General features: G+C 60.6%; 20 protein-coding genes. 13 read left to right on the top strand and 7 right to left on the bottom strand.

Annotated features, from left to right (window positions below; genetic code table 11):
- Positions 1-75: 75 nt before the first annotated feature.
- The gene (locus tag BP38_RS0109055; protein WP_026987469.1) at positions 76-3897 is read left to right on the top strand and encodes an SIR2 family protein; all 3822 of its coding nucleotides are present in this window, start codon (positions 76-78) and stop codon (positions 3895-3897) included.
- 42 nt (positions 3898-3939) lie between these two features.
- Here the strand turns inward: BP38_RS0109055 and BP38_RS0109050 are convergent, their stop codons facing one another.
- From BP38_RS0109050 to BP38_RS19845, 3 genes are read right to left on the bottom strand one after another with little or no spacing between them, the layout of a single operon-like run.
- Entirely contained in the window at positions 3940-4482 is a 543-nt protein-coding gene (locus tag BP38_RS0109050) for a biotin transporter BioY (RefSeq protein WP_026987468.1), read from the bottom strand.
- On the bottom strand, positions 4440-5081 hold the full coding sequence (locus BP38_RS19850) for a CbiQ family ECF transporter T component (protein ID WP_051609160.1): 642 nt from the start codon (positions 5079-5081) through the stop codon (positions 4440-4442). Before BP38_RS19850 ends, BP38_RS0109050 begins: the two co-directional genes overlap by 43 nt.
- Complete coding sequence (locus BP38_RS19845; RefSeq protein ID WP_245602371.1) at positions 5075-5791, bottom strand: energy-coupling factor ABC transporter ATP-binding protein; 717 nt, start codon at positions 5789-5791, stop codon at positions 5075-5077. The genes BP38_RS19850 and BP38_RS19845 overlap by 7 nt, the downstream gene beginning before the upstream one ends.
- A gap of 119 nt (positions 5792-5910) precedes the next feature.
- On the opposite strand from BP38_RS19845, the gene BP38_RS0109035 reads away from it, so the two are divergent.
- The 5 genes from BP38_RS0109035 (at position 5911) to BP38_RS0109015 (ending at position 10653) form a co-directional block, all read left to right on the top strand.
- A complete protein-coding gene (locus BP38_RS0109035) occupies positions 5911-6204 on the top strand; it encodes a cupin domain-containing protein (RefSeq protein WP_026987467.1) in 294 nt (97 codons plus the stop codon).
- 160 nt (positions 6205-6364) lie between these two features.
- Positions 6365-8173, top strand: coding sequence for an IlvD/Edd family dehydratase (locus tag BP38_RS0109030; RefSeq protein WP_026987466.1), 1809 nt, complete (start codon positions 6365-6367; stop codon positions 8171-8173).
- A 24-nt stretch (positions 8174-8197) separates the two neighbouring features.
- Positions 8198-8944 (top strand): SDR family oxidoreductase, encoded by a 747-nt coding sequence (locus BP38_RS0109025; protein ID WP_026987465.1) that lies wholly within the window; start codon positions 8198-8200, stop codon positions 8942-8944.
- 101 nt (positions 8945-9045) lie between these two features.
- Positions 9046-9789 carry an SDR family NAD(P)-dependent oxidoreductase gene (locus BP38_RS0109020; RefSeq protein ID WP_026987464.1) on the top strand — a complete coding sequence of 248 codons (744 nt, stop codon included), beginning with the start codon at positions 9046-9048 and terminating at the stop codon, positions 9787-9789.
- 21 nt (positions 9790-9810) lie between these two features.
- Positions 9811-10653: a fumarylacetoacetate hydrolase family protein gene (locus BP38_RS0109015; protein ID WP_026987463.1), complete on the top strand. Its 843-nt coding sequence runs from the start codon at positions 9811-9813 to the stop codon at positions 10651-10653.
- 161 nt (positions 10654-10814) lie between these two features.
- On the opposite strand, the gene BP38_RS0109010 is transcribed toward BP38_RS0109015, so the two are convergent.
- The 3 genes from BP38_RS0109010 to BP38_RS0109000 form a co-directional block, all read right to left on the bottom strand.
- On the bottom strand, positions 10815-12137 hold the full coding sequence (locus tag BP38_RS0109010) for a TRAP transporter large permease (RefSeq protein WP_026987462.1): 1323 nt from the start codon (positions 12135-12137) through the stop codon (positions 10815-10817).
- The gene (locus tag BP38_RS19840; RefSeq protein WP_035724446.1) at positions 12130-12717 is read right to left on the bottom strand and encodes a TRAP transporter small permease subunit; all 588 of its coding nucleotides are present in this window, start codon (positions 12715-12717) and stop codon (positions 12130-12132) included. The genes BP38_RS0109010 and BP38_RS19840 overlap by 8 nt, the downstream gene beginning before the upstream one ends.
- 88 nt (positions 12718-12805) lie before the next feature.
- On the bottom strand, positions 12806-13825 hold the full coding sequence (locus tag BP38_RS0109000) for a TRAP transporter substrate-binding protein (protein WP_245602370.1): 1020 nt from the start codon (positions 13823-13825) through the stop codon (positions 12806-12808).
- Between the two features lie 366 nt (positions 13826-14191).
- Between BP38_RS0109000 and acdA the strand changes: the two genes are divergently transcribed.
- The 7 genes from acdA (at position 14192) to BP38_RS0108960 (ending at position 22948) form a co-directional block, all read left to right on the top strand.
- The gene (gene acdA / locus BP38_RS0108995) at positions 14192-15421 is read left to right on the top strand and encodes a 3-sulfinopropanoyl-CoA desulfinase (RefSeq protein WP_026987460.1); all 1230 of its coding nucleotides are present in this window, start codon (positions 14192-14194) and stop codon (positions 15419-15421) included.
- Positions 15422-15714: 293 nt separating this feature from the next.
- Entirely contained in the window at positions 15715-16830 is a 1116-nt protein-coding gene (locus tag BP38_RS0108990) for an ABC transporter ATP-binding protein (RefSeq protein ID WP_026987459.1), read from the top strand.
- 43 nt (positions 16831-16873) lie between these two features.
- On the top strand, positions 16874-18142 hold the full coding sequence (locus BP38_RS0108985; protein WP_026987458.1) for an ABC transporter substrate-binding protein: 1269 nt from the start codon (positions 16874-16876) through the stop codon (positions 18140-18142).
- Positions 18143-18215: 73 nt separating this feature from the next.
- Positions 18216-19109, top strand: a complete 894-nt coding sequence (locus tag BP38_RS0108980; RefSeq protein WP_026987457.1) for a carbohydrate ABC transporter permease — start codon at positions 18216-18218, stop codon at positions 19107-19109.
- The gene (locus BP38_RS0108975; RefSeq protein WP_051609159.1) at positions 19106-19972 is read left to right on the top strand and encodes a carbohydrate ABC transporter permease; all 867 of its coding nucleotides are present in this window, start codon (positions 19106-19108) and stop codon (positions 19970-19972) included. The genes BP38_RS0108980 and BP38_RS0108975 overlap by 4 nt, the downstream gene beginning before the upstream one ends.
- A gap of 389 nt (positions 19973-20361) precedes the next feature.
- Positions 20362-21831, top strand: coding sequence for a GGDEF domain-containing protein (locus tag BP38_RS19835; RefSeq protein ID WP_211250280.1), 1470 nt, complete (start codon positions 20362-20364; stop codon positions 21829-21831).
- Positions 21832-22141: 310 nt separating this feature from the next.
- The gene (locus tag BP38_RS0108960) at positions 22142-22948 is read left to right on the top strand and encodes a mechanosensitive ion channel family protein (protein WP_026987454.1); all 807 of its coding nucleotides are present in this window, start codon (positions 22142-22144) and stop codon (positions 22946-22948) included.
- Positions 22949-23020: 72 nt separating this feature from the next.
- Here the strand turns inward: BP38_RS0108960 and BP38_RS19830 are convergent, their stop codons facing one another.
- Positions 23021-23725, bottom strand: coding sequence for a cysteine hydrolase family protein (locus BP38_RS19830; RefSeq protein ID WP_051609158.1), 705 nt, complete (start codon positions 23723-23725; stop codon positions 23021-23023).
- Positions 23726-23917 lie beyond the last annotated feature (192 nt).

The following is a 23917-nucleotide window of genomic DNA, read 5'->3' as shown; positions in this document are numbered from 1 at the left end:
GAGAAGTGCGGCTAATATAGCATCCGAGAATTTGGCCGTGCCAAATGCTACTTAATATAGTTTCCAGAGATAGTAATGCAGCTCATTCCAGAAGGCCCGAACATACCTGAAGCGTTACTGAACGCCCATGCAGACGGCACCGTGGTGTTCTTCTGTGGAGCCGGTGTGTCATTGGATGCAGGGTATCCACTTTTTGGGGGATTGGTTAAGGAACTCGCGAAGAGGAATCCGATCACATGCACGCCAGAATTAAATGAAGCCATAACTCGGGAAGACTATGATTTTGCGTTGTCCATCATTCAAAAGAGACTTGCCAAGAATGCCATCAAGCTCAGGCACGACACGGCCAGCATCCTGTCCCGAAGACCTAAGACGCTAAAAAACCACACAGCGATTCTTCGCCTCTCTCATTTGAGGGATGATACATGCCGTCTTATTACAACCAACTTTGACAGGCTTTTCCTCAAAGCCGCAAAGAAGCAGTCATCGATTAATATTGACAGTGCACCTAAGCTCCCCATCCCGAAATCGGATCGCTGGAGTAGCGTTTTGCATCTGCACGGGCTGTTGCCTGCTAAGCCCAATGACTTAGAATTGGGCAATTTAATCCTCACGTCCGCCGACTTCGGCGAGGCTTACGTCACCGACGGCTATTGCAGTCGCTTCGTTGTGGAACTTCTAAGAAATTTCACAGTTGTTTTTATTGGATACAGCTTAAATGATCGCATTATGCGATATTTGCTTGATGCAATCTCATATTCAGAGAAATTTTTTGATGATTCAGAGAAGAATGGAAAATTCAATAAACCATATGCCTTTGTCGAGCATAACGAGAATAATAAAGAACAAGTAATAGGACGTTGGGAACTCAAGGAAGTTATTCCAATACCCTATTTTGTCGAAGAAAAACGCCTAAGTAATCGAGGAAGTCATTTCAGATTATATGAGACATTGAATTCTTGGGCAGACCTTGCGTCAGGCGGGCAAAATGCCCGTGTTACACTCGCGCTCAATGAAGCCACGAAGCCTTTCTTAGCAGAAGACACCTTCGGTCAAGAGCGCCTGCTGTGGGCGCTTCGTGATGGGGACGGCAAAGCCGCTAAAGCACTAGCGACCGTAGAAAAAAAAGAACAAACCGCCTCAATCGACTGGCTGCCTTTTTTTGCCCAGCACGGCTTACTCGATCAAATTTACTCGCCAACAGAACTTCGCGATCTTAGAGCCCAACAACAACGTGATACGGTTAAGGTTGAACCAGGGTATTTGGGATCAGTGACCAATGGGAGCGGGGTTTCTCGGCTGAAGCCTGTAACCGCGAATCTGATCCGATGGATGCAATGGCATCTGGATACCGTCGACTTAGTGAATTGGGTGCTTGAAAATGGTGCTGTGACACATCCTGAGTTTTCGCTGGAATATAACCGGCCCCAGAGGGCACCAAAACAAACTAGCCTTTCCAAAGACCAAACAAGGCTTTGGAACATTCTCACCAGTGATGCCTATGCCCGTTCCCACTTGCCGGCTAGCCATTGGTTTGATTCGCGCGAGAACCTGGATTTTAGAGACCCATTTGATGCCCTAGAGTTTCTGGCTCATATTGAGCAGAAATTGATCATACGCCCCTCGATTTTCAGAGACTCTCAGGGGCATAGCGAGACATATTTTGAGCAGTTCGAATTCGAACTCAAGTTTCGCAATCATGAAATGGATTACCAAGTAGGGCAGATTGTCAATAACCCCACACTTCATAAAGGTCTTGAAAGCCTGTGCGAACAACTAGGTCAAGTGGTTCTGTCGGGACTGGATTGGCTATCTCTCGTGGACAAAGCATCCAACGAACAAGACCTAACTGGCTATTCAATACCTTCTATTTCACCCCATACCCAGAACGATTTTGTTAATGACTTTGGGCAACTAGTTTTTCTGTTGCGAGTAGCATTTGATAGACGACTTTCCGCTGAGACCGAAGGAGCCATTAAGATCGCGCACCATTGGGCTCAGCAGGATTACCCTTTGTTCAAAAGATTATTCCTTTATGCCTCCAATCAAGTTGGCGCTGCTCTTGATCACGCCGTGCTTGACCTTCTGGTAAACGACGATGGTCGTTGGCTATGGGCAATGGACACTACTCACGAAGTCAACGTCTATCTTCGCGAACAAGTAAAACACTGGAAGCAAAGCGAAATTTCACGCCTCTGTCGGACTATTTTGAAAGGACCAAATCGTAGCAGCTATCGCGAAATGCCCAACAAAGAATGGCGCAACATTCGGGATCAAACTATCGCTCATTATCTCAAGAAGTTGGAGCAGGGCGGAGTGCAGCTACCACGCCGTACATCCAGCTCGCTTGCCAAACTCAAGACCAAGTTCCCGCATACACTCCCTGAAGATGGAAGCGACGAATTTATGATCTTCATCGGTACTGACAGGGAAATGGGGCGGGATGAGGGGATGGAGTCAGCTGCCCTTCATGAGTTTATGCAGATGACGGTTACTAAAAGGGTTGCTCAATGGAAACCGGATCAATCACGTATCCTGCAAAAACTAGCTTTTAGTAATCCTAGCGCTGCGTTGGATACTCTCGAAGAGGGCCTCACAAAAAATTTGGGGGATGAATGCTTCTGGAGCGAAGGCATTTCGGGTTTAGCTCGTGCCATAGAAGTTGAGGAACCAAACGCAAACGCGGCCGCGTCAGAAGTTGACGGAGAAGCACCAAACACCAGGATTCCGCTGGAGCATTTGGAACGAATGCTCCCTATTCTAGCGAAACTGCCAGAAGAAAGCCTTCAGAGCCGCAAGGTAGCCAATGCAATTGTCGAGTTTTGGCGAAAATCTCCAGTTATTTCCCTTACCAAAGATCGATACCTTAAGATTTGGGATCGTATCTGGGCAGCTTCCGCGAAAGATCCTTCCCAGGAACGTGATATAAACGATCCAGTCGGCTATGCCATCAATGACCCAGCTGGCAAACTTACAGAGGAGCTTTTAAAATACCTGTGGCCTAAAGACGCCAAAGTAGGTGGCGGCATACCGCAGGAGTTGGCCGACCGCCTCAAGAAGATCGTCGAACGGACCAACCATAGCGCAATCGATGCATCTTCAATAATTGTAGTATCGAGGACGGAAATTCTACATGCCGTTGCACCAGAATTTGCAAAGCAGAATATATTGCCTCTCTTAAAGTGGGAGAGCAATTCAAATGCCGCCTCGTACTGGAGTGCGTTCCTTTGGCCTGCTCGCATTAGCCCAGATCTGTTCAAACTGATTGAAACAGACTGCCTTACTGCGTTGAGTAAACCCGATCGGTTCGAAGCACGCGCCTATAAGACGCTATGTCAGATGTTTTTGCTTGCATCTATGGAGCTCAATGCGACTTCAAAGGAAACTATAAAAACTACCCTCGCCGAGATTGGCACTAAAGGACTGGAAAATATATCGAGCTTCATTCGAGATAGAGTTAGAAATGCCAAAGAGGACGCGCCAACCTATTGGAAAAAAACTGTGCTTCCTTGGCTAAGCGAATACTGGCCGCGCGATTATATGGCCCAAACCAAAAAAACCATGGAAGATTTTGCAATGGTTGCTGTGTACAGCGGCACAAGCTTCCCAAATACATTAAGTTGGCTGGAGGACAATGGGTTAATTGGCGAGATACCCACAGCTTCTACCATCTTGTTCTCGCTAAAAAAGCGAACTGAGCACACACACGAAGACTTCAAAGACAGTTCGACGCTACCAGAACAATTCCCATCAGAGGTCTTGCATCTGCTATGGCTCACACGGCCCTTCCAATGGGATCATGGATACGCCAAGCAAATCCTTGCCCGATTAACAGAAGCCAACCCAGCTCTTTTTCAAACTGAGGAATACCTGAGCATCTCTGAGAATCTGTCGTAGCGAACAAACCGATCCTATCGCATCCCAATACGGGAGCACTGTTTAATCTGCAAACTCCGGCCGCGCACGTCGGATTTCCCGGTTCAACAGAGCGGCCAGGACCGCCTTTAGGATGTCGCCGGGAATGAAGATCAGGACCACGCCGGCGGCCTGGAGCAGCGGCATCTGCGTGACCAGCGCCAAGCCGACAATCCCGCAGACGTACAACACCACAATGCCGCCCAGGACGGAGGCCAGCAGGCCGGCCAGGAAGACCCCCCGGCTGGCCATCACCTGATAGGCCCAGCCAATCACCAGTGTGGCAACGGCCCAGCCCAAGAGGAACCCAACCGTCGGGCCGACGAAGACCCCCAGGCCGCCGCGGCCGCCAGCCAGCACCGGTGCGCCCAGAGCCACCACGACAATCAGCAACAACACTGCCAGTGTCCCCCGCCAGGGGCCCAGGACCAAGCCGGCCAGCATGACACCCAAGGTCTGGGCCGTGATCGGCACACCGCCGGCAAAGGGCAGCATGATCTGGGGCACCAGCCCCAGAGCGGCGATCAGCGCCGCAAAGAGGGCGACACGGGCGACCGTTCTTTCCATGATCCATTCTCCAGTCTGAAAGCGCCCCGGGCGGCCAAAGCCGTGGCGGCATGATCGGCATCATCCAGGGCAGTAAGTATGAAGGGTGTCACCAGGCGCCAGGTTGGACGCCTTGGTGAGCGGGCATGCCAGGCACGTGAAAGCTCCTGCCAGCGTGCCGCCAGCAAGGGGATGAAACGCAGGGTCATGACGATGGCCACGGATACGGGCCGTGTCGACAGGCCCATCCAGCGCAAGGGCGCGAGCAGCCGGTCCAGGACAGTCAGCATCTCCGACAGGGCTGTCGAGGCCGTAACGATCGTTGCCAACAGCACAAGGCTTGCAATTCTCAGAACGACGACAAGACCGACGAGCCAGTCCCCCAGCAGCAGGTGCGCACCGAAGGCCAGCAGCAGCATGAATCCCACCGGGCGCAGGGTCCGTAGAAGGGACAGCGCGCGCAGCTCGGCAAGCAGCACCAGGGTGGCCAACAGGACGACGGCAAGTATCACAGGATCCTGAATCAGGAAAAGGGCGACGCTGATCAGCGCAAGCGCCGCCAACTTCACGCCGGCCGGGACGGCCCGGATCCAGGGACGATGGATCGACAGGCTTACCAAGCGTCCATTCCTTCTGCTTCCGAATTCATGGCTTCCAGGAAGCCGGGCAGCACCTGGTCCGGCGTGCCGTCGGCGTACAGCCGGCCCTCTTCCAGCCAGATCACCCGATCATACTGCCAGAGTGCATCGGGTTCGTGCGAGATTGTCACGACCTGCTGCGGCAGCCTCCCTATGAAGCTCTCCAGGCGACGGCGAGTGGGAATGTCCAGTCCCGTGAAGGGTTCATCCAGGATCAGGGCACGGGGTGTCATGACCAGGATGGCCAGCAGGCAAACCAGTCGGCGTTGCCCTTCGGACAGGCTGGCCACGGCACGCTCGCCCCAATCCCCGATGCCGTGGCGCCGCATCAGGTCCAGGCTTTCCTTTTCGGCCGCCGCACGCGACCAGCCGTTCTCACGCAGGCCGAAAGAGATTTCCTCGAGCACCGAAGGACAGAGGATCTGGTGATCGGAGTTCTGGAACAGGTAGCCGGCCACCGAAAGGGCCTCGAAACTGCGCGCGGCCGGATCCAGGCCATGGACGGACACCTGCCCGTTCTCTGGCCGGATCAGGCCCTTCATGACGCGGCCGAGCGTCGATTTGCCCGAACCGTTGCGCCCAACCAGGGCAACCCGAACCTGGGGAATCGACAGGTCGATCTCCTGAAGCACAACGCGCCCGCCAAGCTGAACGGATACGCCCTGCAGTTCTATGGCACCCTTTGCAGTCACCTGGCCTTCCATCCTGCCACCTTCAGCACTCGGTCCTTGTCGCCGACCTGGTGGCTCCCTAAGCTTGGAGGTCTGGATAGCGCAAAGGCGCCAGCAGGACAAAGAGGAAAGGCAAGGACGTGTCAGAAACTGCAAGGCCGCAGGCCGTACCGACGAAACTAATCGACAATGAACGCACCATTGTCACCGAATGGCACTTTGCCGAGGGCGCAGAGACCGGCTGGCACCGCCACGAACACGACTACGTCGTCCTGCCCATGGACGACGGGGCCCTGCAGTTGGAAAGCAGTGACGGCACGCACAAGTCCGAGCTGAAGAAGGGGCAGCCCTACTACAAGCAGGCCGGCGTCGAGCACAACGTCATCAACGCCAGCGGAAAGGAATTCAGCTTCATCGAGGTTGAGTACCGCTAAGCGGTCGAGACGGGTACAAGGCCTGCGAGTTCCAGCAGCGGCCCACGTCGTCACCCACGCGCCCCGGAATGCCGCCGCCGATTGAACCCCTCTGCCGGCAATGCTACGTTGTGAGCTTAGCGTGCCGATCAAGCGCGTTGCAATTTATGCGGGAGGCATGATGACCGAGAAAAAGCAATTGCGGTCGCGCGAATGGTTCGACAATCCAGCGAACCCGGACATGACGGCTCTCTACCTGGAGCGCTACCTGAATTACGGTTTGAGCCAGGAGGAACTGCAGTCGGGCAAGCCCATCATTGCCATCGCCCAAACCGGCTCGGATCTCAGCCCCTGCAATCGGCATCACATCGAGCTGGCCAAGCGCGTGCGCGACGGCATTCGTGAAACCGGCGGCATCCCGCTGGAGGTGCCGGTCCACCCGATCCAGGAAACCGGCAAGCGTCCCACCGCGGCCCTCGACCGCAACCTGGCCTATCTGGGACTGGTCGAGCTGCTCTACGGCTATCCCATCGACGGTGTGGTGCTGACCATCGGCTGCGACAAGACCACGCCCGCCTGCCTGATGGCGGCGGCCACGGTGAACATTCCCGCCATCGCGCTGTCGGTCGGTCCCATGCTGAACGGCTGGTTTCGTGGCGAACGGACGGGGTCGGGCACGATCGTCTGGAAGGCCCGCGAACTGATGGCCGCGGGCGAGATCGACTATGAGGGCTTCATCAAGCTGGTCGCTTCCTCGGCACCGTCGACCGGCTACTGCAACACCATGGGCACGGCCACCACCATGAACTCGCTCGCCGAGGCTCTGGGCATGCAACTGCCTGGCTCCGCGGCCATCCCGGCCCCCTATCGTGACCGGCAGGAAATTTCCTACTTCACCGGCCGGCGCATCGTCGAAATGGTGCACGAAGACCTGAAGCCCTCCGACATCATGACCCGCGAGGCCTTCCTGAACGCGATCCGGGTGAACTCGGCCATCGGCGGTTCGACCAACGCACCGATTCACCTCAATGGCATTGCCCGGCACATGGGCGTCGACCTGTCGCTCGACGAGTGGCAGGACTACGGCGAACACATCCCGCTGCTGGTCAACCTGCAGCCCGCCGGCGAATACCTGGGCGAGGACTACTATCATGCCGGCGGAGTTCCGGCCGTGGTCAACCAGCTGATCGGCCAGGGCCTGATCCACGAGGATGCACTGACGGTCAACGGCCGCACCCTGGGCGAGAACTGCCGCAAAGCCGAGATCGCCGACGAGAACGTGATCTATCCCTATGATCAACCCTTCCGTCGCGATGCCGGTTTCCGTGTACTCAGGGGCAATCTGTTCGACAGTGCGATCATGAAGATGTCGGTGATCTCCGACGATTTCCGCAAACGCTATCTATCGGCACCCGACGACCCCATGGCCTTGGAGGGCAAGGCCGTCGTCTTCGACGGCCCCGAGGATTACCACGCACGCATCGACGACCCGACACTGGAAATCGATGAGACCTCAATCCTCTTCATGCGTGGCGCCGGTCCTGTCGGCTATCCCGGTGGGGCCGAGGTGGTGAACATGCGTGCCCCGGACTACCTGATCCGCAAGGGAATCACCGAACTGCCCTGCGTCGGCGACGGCCGCCAGTCGGGCACTTCGGGTTCACCGTCCATTCTCAATGCCGCACCGGAGGCCGCCGTTGGCGGTGGACTGGCGCTGCTCCGCACGGGCGACCGTGTTCGGATCGACCTGGGCCAGGGCCGCGCCGACATGCTGGTGTCCGACGAGGAGTTGGCGGCGCGGCGACAGGCACTGGAGGCGGAAGGCGGCTATCCCTACCCGCCGCACCAGACCCCCTGGCAGGAGATGCAACGCGGCGTCGTCTCGCAATTCGACAGCGGCATGGTGCTGAAGCCGGCCACCTCCTACCAACGTCTCGCCCAGGGTGGTGCCGACGGCACGGCGCCGCGGGTGCCACGCGACAATCATTGACCGGACAACCATGAGAGAGGCGACATGCGACTGAAGGGCAAGACAGCGGTCTGTACGGCCGCCGGACAGGGTATTGGCCGCGCGGTGGCCGAAACGTTTCTGCGCGAAGGCGCCACGGTTCATGCATCGGACCTGGATGCCGGCAAGCTGACGGGACTGGAGGAGTTGGGTGAGGTGCATACGACGGCCCTGGATGTCACCGACGCCGACGCGGTTGCCTCCTATACCGAGTCCCTGCCCGCACCTCAGATCCTGTTCAACTGCGCCGGCTATGTGCACCACGGCACGGTCCTGGATTGCGATGATGACTCCTGGAACTTCTCGTTCGACCTGAACGTCAATGCCATGCACCACATGATCCGCGGCCTGCTGCCGAAGATGCGTGAGGCGGGCGGCGGCTCCATCATAAACATGTCCTCGGCCGCCTCCTCGATAAAGGCGGCGCCCAACCGCTACGTCTACATGGCAACCAAGGCCGCCGTGATCGGCATGACGCGCTCGGTGGCCATCGACTTCATCCGGGACGGCATCCGCTGCAACGCAATCTGCCCCGGGACCGTGGAATCGCCCTCGCTCGAGGGCCGGATCGCCGAACTTGGAAAGAGCGTCGGCGGCGCCGAAAAGGCGCGCGAAATGTTCATCGAACGCCAGCCGATGGGCCGTCTCGGCCGAGCCGACGAAGTCGCAGAGCTGGCGCTCTGGCTGGCTGCGGACGAAAGCGCGTTCGTCACCGGCACCACACAGCTGATTGATGGCGGCTGGTCGCTGTAGGGGCACGGCCGTGTCATCCCGGCTATCTGCATCACTCGAGGGAAGTGGCGCAGAGTTGAGACACAAATCCCTGCGAACGCTTTAGGACGGGAAAGGACAACATGAACACCATCGACCTGCAGGGCCGCACGGCGATTGTCACCGGCGGCGCACAAGGCATTGGTCTGGCTACGGCCGAACGCCTCGTCTCCAGCGGCGCCCGCGTCATCGTCTGGGACATCAACGCCGATGGGGTGGACGCGGCCGTGAAACAACTCGGTCACGGAACCTCCGGCCAGGCCCTGGACCTAACCGACGAGAAGGCCGTCATCAGGGCCGCAGAGGCGGCCATTGCCAATGGCCCGATTGATATCCTGGTCAACAATGCCGGCATCACCGGCGGCAATGCCAAGACCTGGGAACTGGACACGGCCGTCTGGCGCCAGACCGTCGAAGTCAACCTGATTGCCCCTTTCCTGACCAGCAAGGCTCTGGTGCCGCACATGATGGGCAACGGATACGGGCGTATCATCAACGTGGCCTCCATCGCGGGCAAGGAAGGAAATCCCAACGCGTCGCACTACTCGGCCTCCAAGGCCGGCCTGATCGGCCTGACCAAGTCCCTGGGCAAGGAATTGGCGCAAACGGGCGTCCTGGTGAATTGCCTGACGCCCGCCGCAGCGCGCACCCCGATCTTTGATCAGATGAGCCAGGAGCATATCGATTTCATGCTCTCCAAGATCCCGATGGGCCGTTTCCTCGAACCACACGAAGTGGCGGCCATGATTGCCTGGCTGGCTTCGGAGGAATGCTCGTTCACCACAGGCGGCGTCTTCGACATATCCGGCGGACGCGCCGTCTACTGAGAGGAAGAAAGGACCAAGCGAATGAAACTGTTGCGCTACGGCGATAAGGGCCGGGAAAAACCCGGACTGCTGGACGACAAGGGAACAATCCGGGACCTGAGCGGTCAGATTGACGACATAGCAGGGGAAGTCCTGTCGGATGCCGGGCTGGAACGCCTGCGCAGTCTCGATCCGGCCAATCTGCCGGCTGTCGAAGGCGATCCCCGCCTGGGGCCTTGCGTGGGCCGGGTCAGCAAGATCCCGGCGATCGGCCTGAACTACTCCGACCATGCGGCTGAAAGCAACCTGCCGGTCCCGAGCGAACCGATCATCTTCACGAAGGCGGTCTCCTCGCTGAACGGTCCCTACGACGACGTGGAGAAGCCGCGCAATTCCCAGTCGCTCGACTGGGAGGTCGAGCTGGCCATCGTGATCGGCAAACGCACGAAGTACGTCAGCGAAGAGGCCGCGATGGATCACATCGCCGGCTTCGCGGTCATGAACGACGTCTCGGAACGCGAGTTCCAGGCCAAGCGCCAGGGACAGTGGACCAAAGGCAAGAGCCACGACACCTTCGCCCCACTTGGTCCCTGGCTGGTCACGCGTGACGAGGTGGGGGACCCGCATGTCCTGGACCTCTGGCTGGACGTCAACGGCGAACGCCGCCAGACCGGCAACACGCGCACGCTGATCTTCAACGTGCCCTTCATCGTCTCCTACGTCTCGCAGTTCATGACCCTGCAGCCGGGCGACGTGATCCCCACCGGCACGCCGCCGGGTGTCGGCATGGGCATGAACCCGCAGCAGTTCCTGAATGTCGGCGACGTGATGGAACTGGGCATCACAGGACTGGGCAGCCAGCGCCAGACGGTCATCGCTGCCTGAAATTGACGGCATTGCCCCGACCGGGCCGCACCTCCGGTCGGGGCGCCGTTCCTCTGTGATCCACGGCGCTGTGACCAAGTCTTAGGCACTTGCTTGTCCCAACGCCGGGGCATTCCTCCCTGCAACCCTGCGCTTGTCCGAAGCCGTTCCCGGCGGCTGGTTCACATGGACCAGAGCGCGATCTCCGGGAAGATGATCACGAGCGCAAGTGCTATGATCTGCAGTCCAATGAACGGCAGCAGCGAGACGAAGATCGTGCCCAGGGAAATGCTGGGCGGTGCCACGCTCTTTAGGTAGAACGCGGCTGGCCCGAAGGGCGGCGACAGGAACGAGATCTGCATGTTCATGGCGAACAGCACGCCGAACCAGATGGGATCGTAACCCAGCTCCACCACGATCGGCGCAAAGATCGGGATGGTCAGCAGCGCGATACCGACCCAGTCGAGGAACATCCCCAAAATCGCCAGGATCAGCATCATCACCAGCAGCACCACGATCGGTATATCCGAGACTCCCAGCAGCATCTGCTTGATGAAGTCGATGCCGCCCATCAGATTGTAGACGCCGATCAGAGCCGTGGCACCGACACCGATCCAGACGATCATGCCGCAGGTCCGCAGTGTCTGCATTGCGGCATCGGACAGCATCTTCATGTTGAACTCGCCGCGAAGGACCGTCGAGAGCACCACGCCGACCACGCCGATCGCCGAGGCCTCGGTGACCGAGGCGATGCCGCCGTAAATCGAGCCGAGGACAAACACCACCACCATCAGCGGCAGGATCAGGCCCTTGAGCAGGGCGAGCTTGCGCGACCAGGGGATGTCCCCCTCACCATCATCCACCGGCACCGGTGCCTTGTGCGGTTGGAGATAGCCGATCAGCAGCACATAGCAGGCGTAAAGCGTGGCCAGCATGACCCCTGGCACGAAGGAGGCGGTAAACAGATCTCCGATGGAGACATTGGCCGAGAGACCGAAAATGATCAGCACGATGGAGGGTGGAATCATCGTACCCAGTGCGCCGCCGGCGCAGATGATGCCGATCGCGAGCCTGCGGTCGTAGCCCAGCCGCAGCATCTGCGGCAGCGCAAGCAGTCCCAGCAGCACGATCTCGCCGCCGATGATCCCCGACATGGCCGCCAGCACCACGGCGACCAGCAGGGTCTGCACGCCGACACCGCCGCGCAGGCGGCCGGCGACCAGTCGCATGGCGTCGAACAGGTCGCGGGCAATGCCGGATCGGTCCAGGATCGAGGCCATCAGCACGAACATCGGCACCGCGACGAAGACATACTGGGTAATGAAGGAATAGATACGGGTGGTCACGATCGGCACCGCGTTGGGGCCGAACCAGCCCAGCGCGAAGAACAGGGCCACCAGGATTGTGACGAAGGCCAGCGGCAATCCGGTGATCAGCAGCGCCAGCAGCATGCCGAACATCAGCAGGCTGCCGTTGGCGATTCCGAGAGCGGACAGATCAAACATCGACGGGAGGGCTCTTGTCCGGCATTGCGGAACGTGGATCATCCAGGGGATCGCGGCGCAGGTGCCGCACGATCTGCAGCGCGAACTGGACCGTCATGAGGCACAGTGTGACGAACAGCACCGCCTTGACGATGGCGGGCGTTGGCGGGTTCCATGCGCTGCCGCTGGTTTCGAGCCGGAAATCGCCCGTGGGCGTCCAGAATGCCTTGGAGGCCAGGCCCCAGGCGGCCCAGGACATCAGCATGCAGGACAGGCAGCCCACCACCGAGATGCATACGTCCATCCAGCGTCGAACCCTGGGGCCGACACTGTCATAGACCACCACCATTCGGATGTGCTTGTCGACGGCCAGGCAATAGGCGCCGCCGAAGGCAAAACAGATTGCACTCAGGGCAATGGTGGTCTCGTGCACCCAGCGGGTCGGCATGCCGAAGACATAGCGCATCACCACTTCGAAGAAGGTAAAGGCGGTAATCAGCAGGAACGCGACCGAGAATGGTCGCGCAAGTGGCAACAGCAGGCGCGAAAGCGGGTCCTGCGATTGGAACGAAACCTCGCGGCCGGTGTGCTCAGAATCCATGACTCCCTCTCCAGATGGAACCGGGCGAGACGCTGCTGCGCTCGCCCGGTAATCCGATCAGGCGGGATGTACCCGCCGCACGAAAGGCTTAGAGGAGCCCCTCGTTACTCAGGTGCTCGGTGAGGGCATCAAAGACCTTCTGGGCGTTCTCCGAACGCTCGGCATACCCCTGCCAATGCTCCTGGGCGATCTGGCGGAACTTCTTCTTTTCCTCTTCCGACCAGGTATGGATGGTGACGTCGTCGCGTTGGCGCAGTTCCTCGGCGACTTCCTCGTCACGCGCACGGATACGCTCGGCCAGGTCGTTGGCGTAGAACTCCACGGCCTCGTCCAGCAGCTCGCGATCCTCCTCGGACATCGAATCCCAGGTCTCCTTGTTGATCGAGACCTCGTTGAGGGGCAGCGAGTGGAAGCCCGGCCAGATTGGATGCTTGGCGATGTCGTGCAAGCCCATGGAGTGGTTGGTGGCCAGGGTCGTCGCATCGGCAGCACTGATCACGCCCTTGTCGAGCGAGGTGAAGACCTCCGACTGGGGCAGGTTCACCGGCGAGGCTCCGGCCGACTCGAACACCGACTGGACCATGCCCTCGGGCGCACGCATCTTCACACCTTCAAGATCCGCCACCGAATCGATGGGCACCTTGGAAGGAACGGCCTCGGCGGTCTGTGCGGCCGGGCCGATGAAATGAACGCCATAGGGAGCCAGAATCTCGTTGTAGAGCTCGGTTCCGCCGCCATCGTCGAAGAAGGAGCGCAGCTCCTCCGGGCTCGAATAGGCACCAACCGGATTTCCGATCAGCGCGAAGGCGGCATCCTTGCCGGTGAAATACGAGCTGTCGGTGATATGCCCGTCGAGAATGCCGGAGCCAACGGCGTCGAGCGTCTCGTTGTATTCAACGATCGAGCCGACCGGGACCATCTCGATATTGATCCGGCCATCCGACATCTCGCCGACCTTCTCGGCCCAGTCCTGCTGGATTTCGAAGGCGGCCGTGCCGGAGTTATCGCTGCTCTGGAACTGGAGATCATAGCTCTCCTGCGCCTGCGCCGAAGCGCCCGAGGCAAGCAGCCCGGCGACAGCAACTGTACTTAAAAGGCGTCTCATCATGCCTGTATCCTCCCAGTGGATCCATGATTGGAATAGTGAAGCGTTGGCCCTGGCAATTCTTGGCTCTTGGGGGCGCAACAACCTGTGTGTATCTTGATTTTCCAGGAAATTGGTTTGGGAATCAAGAGAGGACACAACCATAACACACGCCGCATGATTGCAACAGAGTGAAGATGAACGACAACTCCGGGATGCACACATGGCATTCACGGGGGTATTCTGCTGCGCTTTCCCGATTTGTGAGAATGAAGGGTTCACTTCCACCCCGCTCCGGCCAGGGACAGCCAGCTCTGCCCCCTGAGGGGCCTTGTCTTACCGGCAAGCGCTGCGCACACTCCGGGTCTTGCAAGAATACTGGAGGACAGCATGCCGGAATCACAGCAGTTCGCGCTGACACCTGAACAGCAGGCGCTTTCCCAGAGGGCGCGCGAGTTGGCCCGTGATGTCATTGCCACCCGGGCCGCCGAGGTGGATCGCAGCGAAGCCTACCCATGGGAGAATGTCCAGGCCCTCAGCGAAGCCGGCTTCATGGGCATGACCATACCCCGTGCCTACGGAGGCCAGGGAGCAAGCTTCCTGGAGGCAAGCCTGGTCATCGAGCAGATGGCCCAGGTTTGCGGTGTGACCGGCCGCATCGCGGTCGAGGCCAACATGGGTGCCATTTCCGCCGTCATGCTCTATGGCAACGAAGAGCAGAAGAAGCTGGCCGCCGGCCTGGTGCTTGAGGGAGACAAGCCGGCCATCTGCATCACCGAGCCAGAGGCCGGCTCGGCCGCGACCGAAATGACGACGCGCGCGGACAAGCGCGGTGACCGCTATGTCATCAATGGCAAGAAGCACTGGATTACCGGCGGCGGCGTTTCGCGCCTGCACATGATCTTTGCACGGGTTTTCGATGAAAAGGGCGAGGAACAGGGCATTGGCGGCTTCCTGGCCCTGCGCGGCGAGGCCGAGGGCCTGCGCATCGGCCAGCGCGAGCCAACGATGGGCCTGCGTGGAATCCCCGAGACCGAGGTCATCTTCGAGGATCTGGAGGTACCGGAGTCCATGGTCGTCCTGCCGCCCACAGGCTTCAAGCGTGGTTTTGCCGAGTTGATGAACGCCTACAATGCCCAGCGCGTGGGCGCGGCCACCGTGGCCCTCGGCCTGGCGCAGGGCGCGTACGGGCTGGGTCGAGACTGGCTGGGCCAGCGCGAGCAGTTCGGCCGCCCTCTGGCAGAATTCCAGGGGCTTCAATGGATGCTGGCGGACATGTCAACCCAACTGACGGCGGCGCGCTTGATGATCCACCACGCCGCGGCCAGCGCCGATCCTTTCCCGAACCAGTTGCTGGCCGCCCAGGCCAAGGTCTTCGCCTCGGAAACGGCCATCAAGGTGACCAACGATTCCCTGCAGTTCTTCGGGGCCCGCGGCTATTCACGCAACCTGCCACTGGAGCGCATCTGTCGCGATGCCCGCATGTTCACCATCGGCGGCGGCACGGCCCAGATCCTGCGCACCGTCATCGCCAGCCAGGTCCTGGAGCGCAAGCTACCTCAGACCCGCGAGGGACATGCCAGGCTGGCGGAAAAGCAGGCACGGGAAGCCGCCGAGTAGAGCCTGCGACTGCCTTCGCCCGCAACTTCACGGAAGCGTCATCGGACTGAAACGCCTCTGTCATGCGGGACTGCCAGAAAGGCGCCGTTACATCATCGTTCCGGCGCCTTTCCTCCATGTCCTTTCAGACCCTGACCAGCCCGCTCTCCCGTTCGTTCGCATGCAAGCGACAGCATCTTGACGATATGATGCGGCTCGTGGAGAATCCGCGCGCTCGGGGGATTCGGTCCTCAGGACTGAGTGGGCAGCCTCCGCGGCAAGATAATGACAAGGCCCGGGGAGACAGCATCCGAATGAACACGGACGCCTTCCTCCGCCTGGAGGGACTGGCCAAACGCTGGGGTGACCACGTTGGCCTCAGGCAACTCGATCTCAACATACAACGCGGCGAGTTCATTGTCCTGCTGGGCCCCTCGGGCTGCGGCAAATCAACCACGCTGCGCTTGATCGCGGGACTGGAGATGCCCAGTGAGGGACGCCTGTGGATCGACGGGCGCGACGTCACCTCCATGCCGCCGGCCAAGCGCGGCCTGTCCATGGTGTTCCAGTCCTATGCCCTCTTTCCGCATCTTTCCGTTGCCGAGAACATCCAGTTCGGCCTGAAAGTTCGCCGCATGCCGGCGGCCCAGCGTGCCGAGCGTCTTGCCCGCGCCCTGCGCATGACCGGACTGGAAGGCTTCGAGGACCGCAAACCGGCGCAGCTCTCAGGCGGGCAGCGTCAGCGCGTGGCCCTCGCCCGCACCGTGGTTGCCGACCATCCGCTCTGCCTGATGGACGAACCGCTGTCCAACCTGGATGCCAAGCTGCGCCATTCCGTGCGCCAGGACATCCGCGCACTGCAGCAGGACCTGGGCATGACCGTCATCTACGTCACCCACGACCAGACCGAGGCCATGGGCATGGCCGACCGGATCGTCCTGCTGAACGAGGGACGTGTGGAACAGATCGGCACACCGGAAGAACTCTACGAGCAGCCGGCAACGCTGTTTGCCGCCGGTTTCCTGGGCAGCCCGCCCATGACCTTCTTCCCCGTAACGATCCTGCCCGAGGCGCTGAAGCCGGCAGATGCGAACCTGCCGGACAGTTGCGTGGTTGGGGTACGCCCCGAGAACCTGGACATCGGCGCGGACAGCCCCGAAGGCCTGAGCGCCCAGGTCGAGAACAGCGAGTTCCTGGGGGCCGAGACCCTGGTCTATCTCAACTGCGCAGGCCGCAGCATGGTGGCCCGTATCCCCGGGCGTGCCGGTTTCGATGAAAAGCAGAACGTCGGCCTGACCTGGGACACGGACAACGTACATCTGTTCGACGAAACCACCGGACAACGCCTGGACAGCCGCGGCCCGGGCGCCGCTGGCTCTCATGACCGTCGGGACGAAAGCAATCCCGTCGGTCAACTGGCCTCGCAGTGAGGCCTATCACACAGTCTGCAAGAGTGAGGGAAGGAACGAGATCATGAACAGGCAGCTTACAGGCCTTCTGGGCGCCAGCGTCCTGGCCGCCGGACTGGCCGCGCCGGCCGCGGCTGAGGACATCGAACTGACCATGTATTACCCCATTGCCGTCGGTGGACCGCTGACCGAGGTGGTGGACGGCATGATCGCGGGCTTCGAGGAAGAAAACCCCGACATCTCCGTCAACGCCATCTATGCCGGCAACTACGACGACACACGGGTGCGCGCCATCTCGGCACTGGAATCCGGTGAACCGGCCCAGCTGTCGGTCATGTTCTCCATCGACGTCTACGAGTTGCTGGAGCAGGACCTGATCGTCCCCTTCGACGACCTGGTCGAGACCGAAGAGGAGAAGGAATGGCTGGACAGCTTCTATCCGGCCCTGATGTCCAACGGCACCGTGGACGACAAGGTCTGGGGCGTACCCTTCCAGCGCTCGACCATCGTGCTCTACTACAACAAGGACATGTTCGAGGAAGCTGGCCTGGATCCCGAAGATCCGCCCGAGACCTGGGACGAGATGGTCGAGGCCGGCAAGGCCCTGCGCGGTGAGGACCGCTGGGGTGTCATGGTGCCCTCCACGGGCTACCCCTACTGGATGTTCCAGGCCTTCGCCATCCAGAACGGCATCGAGCTGATGAACGAGAACGGCACCGAGGTCTACTTTGACTCGCCGGAAGCCATCGAGGCTCTGGCCTACTGGCGCGACCTCTCGGCCGAGCACGACGTGATGCCCGACGGCACCGTCGAATGGGGTACACTGCGCCAGGCCTTCCTGGAAGGCCAGACCGGCATGATGTGGCACACCACAGGCAATCTGACCGCCGTGCGCAACGAAGCCGAATTCGACTTCGGCGTGGCCATGCTGCCGGCCAACGAACGCCAGGGCTCGCCCACCGGCGGTGGCAACTTCTACGTCTTCAAGAACTCGACCGAGGAAGAGCAACGCGCGTCCATGGAGCTGATCAAGTACATGACGGCCCCTGAGCGTGCCGCCGAATGGTCCATCGAAACCGGCTATGTCGGCATCTCGCCGGCCGCCTACGAGACCGAGGCCCTGCAGGACTACGTCGACGATTTCCCGCAGGCCCTGGTCGCCCGTGACCAGCTCGAAGTGGCCGTGGCCGAACTGTCCACCTACGAGACCGGCCGAGTCCGCGAGGCACTGAACAATGCCGTGCAGTCGGTCCTGACCGGCAGCGCCGAGCCCGAGGAGGCGCTGTCCCAGGCGCAATCCAAGGCGGAACGCCTTCTGCGCGCCTATCGCTAAGGCCCTTGCCTGACTCCGGCGGCTTCCCGTAAAGGGAGCCGCCGGTTTTTCCTATTCCGAGACGGGGGGCTGCATGGCCACGAGCGACAGTCACGAACGCCGCCGCATGGCGCTGTACGGCTGGATGCTGCTGGCGCCAGCGCTGATCATGCTGACCACCTTCGCCTTCCTGCCGACGGTCAGCGCACTCTGGCGCAGCTTCTTCTCGCGCGAGACCAGCCGCAATCCCTCGGAATTCATCGGCCTGGAGAACTACGAATACCTCTTTCAGGACCCGGTCTTCTGGCAGGTGGCCACCAACAACCTGATCTATGCCGGCGTCACCATTCCGGTTTCCATCGTCATCGCGCTGGGCATGGCGCTTTGGGCCAACTCGAAGATGCAGGGACGCACCTTCCTGCGCATCGCCTACTTCACGCCCACGATGCTGCCCATGATCGCGGCGGCCAATCTCTGGCTGTTCTTCTACACGCCGGACATCGGCCTGATCGACAGCATCACGGCCCTCTTCGGTGCCGAACCTGTCAACTGGCTGGGCCAGCCGGAAACGGCGCTCTGGGCCGTCATCGTGGTGACCATCTGGAAGGAAGCCGGCTTCTACATGATCTTCTACCTGGCCGCGCTGCAGACCATCCCGCCGGACCTGCGCGAGGCCGCCATCATCGAGGGCGCCAGCCGCTGGACCTACCTGCGCCGCATCCTGCTGCCCCTGCTGATGCCGACGACATTGTTCGTCATGATCAATGCCATGATCAACTCGGTGAAGTTGATCGACCACCTCTTCATCCTGACCAAGGGCGGCCCCAACAACGCTTCGAAACTGCTGCTCTACTGGATCTGGGAAACCGCCTTCTCGTACTTCGATCGCCCCATGGCGGCGGCACTGACCGTCCTGGTCCTGGCCGTGCTCGGTCTGGTCGCCATCCTCCAGTTCCGCGGTCTTGAAGGAAGGATCCACTACAGATGAGCGTGGGGACCGCAAGCGCCACCCAAAATGCCCTTCGGCGTAGTCTGTCCGGATTCTTCGAGGAAGACGGCGGCCTGGAGACAATCGCCGCCTGGCTGCTGGCCATCGTCTGGATCTCGCCCCTGGTCTTTGCGGCCTGGGCCTCGTTCCACACCGCAAGCGACGCCCTCAGTTTCGACCTGACCGCACCGCTCACCCTGGTGAACTACATCGAGGCCTGGTTCGACGCGCCCTGGCTGCGCTACTTCTTCAACACCATGGCCCTTGTGACCCTGATCCTGCTGGGCCAATTCTTCTTCTGCACGCTTGCCGGCTATGCCTTTGCCCGCTTCGAGTTCCGCGGACGCGAGGTGCTTTTCATCCTGGTGCTGATGCAGCTCTTCATCCTGCCGGAAGTCCTGATCGTCGAGAACTACGTGATCGTCTCGAACCTGGGGCTGTTTGACAGCATCCTGGGTATCGGCGTCCCTTATATGGCCAGCGCCTTCGGCATCTTCCTGCTGCGCCAGGCCTTCAAGCAGGTGCCCAAGGAACTGGAAGAGGCCGCGCGCATAGAGGGCTGCGGCTGGATGGGCATCCTCTGGCGTGTCTACATGCCGGTGGCAAAGCCAACCTACCTGGCCTATGCCATGGTCTCCATCGCCACCCACTGGAACAATTTCCTCTGGCCACTGGTGGTGACCAACTCCTCGGACACCCGCCCCCTGACCGTCGGCCTGTCGCTCTTTGCTGCGCCGGAAAGCGGGGTCAGCATCGTGGTGATCTCGGCGGCCACGCTGATGTCCATTGCCCCGCTGCTGATCGCCTTCCTGCTGTTCCAGCGCCAGTTCATGCAGGCCTTCCTGCGCGCCGGCATTCGTTAAGACTCTTCCGCCCCAGGATCATTGGAGCTGAACAATCAGCCTTCCAATGGGACTCTTTCGCTCATAGCTGGCGCACGCAGCGAACGAGAACATCGGCATGCATTTCATGTTGATGGACGGCAGGGACTTTTCCTGGACAGCAACCCGCTACCTGAAGCCGCCCCCCAGTGAAACCTGTTTGGCTGCATCGAGTTGCCCGCATCCGGATGCTCACGTGACCGCTGAGCACCGGACCCGCCACAAAACACTTGATCAGCGCTCGAGATCACCCGATCTTGCGCAAAAATGGCAGGTCACTTGGGGAATGTCGGCTCGAACTCCTCTTTCCCGGACGAGCTTTGCCCAGGACAACCACCCCGGCGATGCTGCCCCTATGGAAGAGGACGAATGTGAAGCGGGAAGAGGCGGTACGTTCACCAAACTGTGCAGGCGAGAACCTCTGCGATGCCGCGGCAACATGCCCGCTGAGAAGCTGGCAATGGTGGCCTGGCCTGTGTCTGGCGCTGGCTCTCCTGTACGTCGCCCTCCCCTATGGGCAGCTGGCCGGTATCATCTACCCGGTTGCCACCGTCATTGCCGCCGCGGGCATCGCGGCTGCGGCGTACCACCGGCAACGGCTTTTCCGACCGGCCGCCTGGATGCTGGTCGCCGCAGCGCTGGCCCTGGCCGCCATCGGCCACGGCATATGGTACTGGCTCGACCTGCGCGGACTGGAGCCGTTTCCGTCATCCGCCGATATGTTCTACCTGGCCGTCTACCCCCTGTTCATGGCCGCGCTCTGGGTCCTGCGCTGCCAGAGCGACCGCGACGACGGCGCCCTGAGCGACGCCCTCATCGTCGGCACGTCGGCGGCCGTCATCGCCTGGGCGCTGCTGATCGCGCCCTACATTAACGACCCGAACCTCAGTCTGAGCCAGTTGCTCGTCTCGGCAGCCTATCCGGTCGCCGACCTGGTCCTGCTCCCGCTGGTCCTGCGCCTGGTGTTCCTGCAACAGACCCGCATCCTTGCCCACCTTTTCCTGCTGCTCGGCATGCTGGCCTATCTGACGGCGGACCTACTGTACGCCCACGGCAATCTGGTCGGTTGGTACACGCCCGGCGGCTTCACGGACGGGCTTTGGCTGGTGGCCTACGCCCTTTTCGCCGCGGCGGCGTGGCATCCCTCTGCCGCGCTGGAGCCATTCGTCCATGCCTCCAATGCCGAGCTGTCGCGGCGCCGTCTGTTTGTCCTCGGGGTGGCCTCCGTTCTGGTTCCGGCTATAATCCTGCTGACGGCAGAGCGGGACACGGAAATCGTGCGGGTCGGCGCCATCGCCACGATCGTGCTGCTCCTGCTTGTGATGCACCGCATGGATGGGCTGCTGAAGGAAACCCACCGCCAGTCGGAAGCACTGGAGAGGCTCTCACGGCTCGACCCGCTGACCGGCGCGGCCAACCGCCGCCAGTTGAGCAATGACCTGGCTCGTGAGATGGCCCGCGCCGAACGTACCGGAGCCCCATTGGGCCTGGCCTTCCTCGACCTCGACCACTTCAAGGAATTCAACGACACCTACAGCCACTCAGCCGGCGACGCCCTGCTGCAGGACCTGGTCACCGCTTGGCGGGAGAGAATGCGCCCGAACGACGTGCTCTCCCGGTTCGGCGGGGAGGAATTCGTCGTCGTCCTTCCCGATGCCGACATGGAGGGGGCCAGCCAGGTGGTCGAACGTCTGCGGCAGAGTGTGCCCCAGAATCGGACCTGCTCCGCCGGTCTCGCGGTCTTTCAGCCGGGTGAGAGCGCCGACGCCCTCATCCACCGCGCCGACCAGGCTCTTTACGCCGCCAAGGACGCCGGCCGCAACCGCCTCGTCTGCGCCTGAGGGAACCAGTATCTTTGCGGTGTTGATCGTGTCCTGAACCAGGTTATCCGTTCTTGAACGCGGATGGGTCATGGAACACCCCGAACTGCCCGCAATCCTTTCCCGTTATGACAGGAAGCTGATAGCCAGTTGAACTTTCATTCCGGACCTTTGCTGAAATAAGACCACCTTCTCCTTTTTAACCCCTTGATGGAAAAGAAGATCGGAATACTCTTGTTCAGAGCATGCCTGCCGTCGGGACAGTCGTGCACCGTCCAAGTGTCCACTGCCCGCGCCACCCCTGGCCAGCAGACCGGGAAGGAGAAGTTCCATGGATGCACTTGCCGCCGAATACGGCCCCTGGGCCGTTCTTGCCCTGAATGCCCTGAAGGCCCTGGTCTTCCTGGTCATCGGATTTTTGATCGCCGGGTTCGCCGCGCGCTTCGTGAAGAACAGCCCGAAGCGCAACAAGCGGATCGAGCCCATGCTGGCCGGTTTCCTGGCCGCCATTGTCTATTACCTGATTCTCGTGGTCGTGGTGATCGCGGTCCTGCAGATCTTTGGCTTCCAGGCCACCAGTCTTGTTGCCGTTCTCGGTGCCGCCACACTGGCCATCGGCTTTGCGCTTCAGGGCAGCCTGGCAAACCTGGCCGCCGGTGTGATGCTGATCCTCATCCGCCCCTTCAGGATCGGGGACTTCGTCGACTTGTCCGGCCACCTGGGCACGGCCACGGATCTGAACCTCTTCATGACCGAGCTGACCACCGTCGACAACGTGAAGATCGTGGTGCCCAACGGCCAGGTCTGGAACTCGGCCATCACCAACTACTCGGCCTATCCCACACGGCGGTGCGACATCACCTTCGAAATCGACTATGAAGCCGACGTGGACCGGGCCATGGAGATCATCCTGGAACTGACGCACCAGGACAGCCGTTTCCTGAAGGAGCCCGAGCCCATGGTGCGTGTTGCCACTCTGGGGGAATCCGGCATCCAGCTGACCTTCCGCGGCTGGACCAACGCGGAGGACCTCTGGGAAGCCCGCTGGGCGTTGTTGAAGAACGTCAAGCAGGCCTTCGACCAGTCGGGCATCTCCATCCCCTACCCGCACCGGGTCATGATCGAGAAGAAGGTGTAGGTTCTGCGCTCGGATGCCCGGCGCTGAAGATGCAAGGATGAATCTGGCGGACTGGCGGGCGGAAACGGCCGCCTACCCTTCCAATTCTGGGGCGTAGCTCTCGGCGCTGAGCTTCATCATTTCCATCAGCGAGGCAGTGTCGCGCACATCGGCGAAAAGCTGGGCCAGGCTGACCAGCGAAGCCTGATGCTGCGCCTCGCTGCGCGAGGCGTTGGCGTCGCTTACGAAGACCACATCGTAGTCCATCATCATCGCATCCCGGGCCGTGGACTCGCAGCAACAGTTGGTCAGCCCGCCGGTGATGATCAGCGTGTCGACCCGCCGCGCCAGCAGCTGCAGATCCAGGTCCGAGGAATTGTGCAGCATGGCACTGTAGCGCGTCTTGAGAACGCGCTGGTCGCCGGGCTGCACATCCATGCTATCGTGAATCTCGAAACCGCGGGAGCCGGGGGTCGTGTTCTCGATCAGCGCCCGGGCCACCTCGCCCTTCGTCGTTTTCTCGTACCAGCTCGTCCAGCCCTCGGTGAACATGTGCTGGATCCAGAAAACGGGCACGGACAACTGCCGGCAGAGAGCGGCGATCGCGTTCACCTTGTCGACGATGTTCGCCATGTCCGGGGCATAGGCAACCGGCAGATCCTTGTTCCAGTAGAAGTTCTGGACATCCATGACCAGCAGCGCCGTGCGTGCCAGGTCCAGCCGCTCCATCGTCGCCAGGGAGCCGCGCCGGTATTCCACGCTCTTGCGAACCTCATCGGGGATCACCGTATCATCCATAACTGCCTCACCGTTCCAGGTTGGGTGGATACCGGGTTGCGCGCTGCCCCGACCGGCTCCCCTTCTCAGCCCCCCAATCAGCGCGTCGGCGGGTGTGCCGCCGACGCCGAAGGGATGCCGTGTATTCCGGTTAGATGATCATGATGTGCGTGCAGTAGCAATCATTTAATGGATGCCAGATCCTTCTTGTCG

Origin of the sequence: Fodinicurvata fenggangensis DSM 21160, assembly GCF_000686045.1 — a bacterium.
Taxonomy (GTDB): domain Bacteria; phylum Pseudomonadota; class Alphaproteobacteria; order Kiloniellales; family DSM-21159; genus Fodinicurvata; species Fodinicurvata fenggangensis.
This window is presented reverse-complemented; position numbering and strand designations above follow the sequence as displayed.

Excerpts from the sequence above, each read along its gene's own strand:
- BP38_RS0109055 (WP_026987469.1), top strand. The coding sequence starts at position 76 with ATGCAGCTCATTCCAGAAGGCCCGAACATACCTGAAGCGTTACTGAAC.
- BP38_RS0109050 (WP_026987468.1), bottom strand. The coding sequence starts at position 4,482 with ATGGAAAGAACGGTCGCCCGTGTCGCCCTCTTTGCGGCGCTGATCGCC.
- BP38_RS0109030 (WP_026987466.1), top strand. The coding sequence starts at position 6,365 with ATGACCGAGAAAAAGCAATTGCGGTCGCGCGAATGGTTCGACAATCCA.
- BP38_RS0109025 (WP_026987465.1), top strand. The coding sequence starts at position 8,198 with ATGCGACTGAAGGGCAAGACAGCGGTCTGTACGGCCGCCGGACAGGGT.
- BP38_RS0109020 (WP_026987464.1), top strand. The coding sequence starts at position 9,046 with ATGAACACCATCGACCTGCAGGGCCGCACGGCGATTGTCACCGGCGGC.
- BP38_RS0109015 (WP_026987463.1), top strand. The coding sequence starts at position 9,811 with ATGAAACTGTTGCGCTACGGCGATAAGGGCCGGGAAAAACCCGGACTG.
- BP38_RS0109010 (WP_026987462.1), bottom strand. The coding sequence starts at position 12,137 with ATGTTTGATCTGTCCGCTCTCGGAATCGCCAACGGCAGCCTGCTGATG.
- BP38_RS19840 (WP_035724446.1), bottom strand. The coding sequence starts at position 12,717 with ATGGATTCTGAGCACACCGGCCGCGAGGTTTCGTTCCAATCGCAGGAC.
- BP38_RS0109000 (WP_245602370.1), bottom strand. The coding sequence starts at position 13,825 with ATGATGAGACGCCTTTTAAGTACAGTTGCTGTCGCCGGGCTGCTTGCC.
- acdA (WP_026987460.1), top strand. The coding sequence starts at position 14,192 with ATGCCGGAATCACAGCAGTTCGCGCTGACACCTGAACAGCAGGCGCTT.
- BP38_RS0108990 (WP_026987459.1), top strand. The coding sequence starts at position 15,715 with ATGAACACGGACGCCTTCCTCCGCCTGGAGGGACTGGCCAAACGCTGG.
- BP38_RS0108985 (WP_026987458.1), top strand. The coding sequence starts at position 16,874 with ATGAACAGGCAGCTTACAGGCCTTCTGGGCGCCAGCGTCCTGGCCGCC.
- BP38_RS0108980 (WP_026987457.1), top strand. The coding sequence starts at position 18,216 with ATGGCCACGAGCGACAGTCACGAACGCCGCCGCATGGCGCTGTACGGC.
- BP38_RS0108975 (WP_051609159.1), top strand. The coding sequence starts at position 19,106 with ATGAGCGTGGGGACCGCAAGCGCCACCCAAAATGCCCTTCGGCGTAGT.
- BP38_RS0108960 (WP_026987454.1), top strand. The coding sequence starts at position 22,142 with ATGGATGCACTTGCCGCCGAATACGGCCCCTGGGCCGTTCTTGCCCTG.
- BP38_RS19830 (WP_051609158.1), bottom strand. The coding sequence starts at position 23,725 with ATGGATGATACGGTGATCCCCGATGAGGTTCGCAAGAGCGTGGAATAC.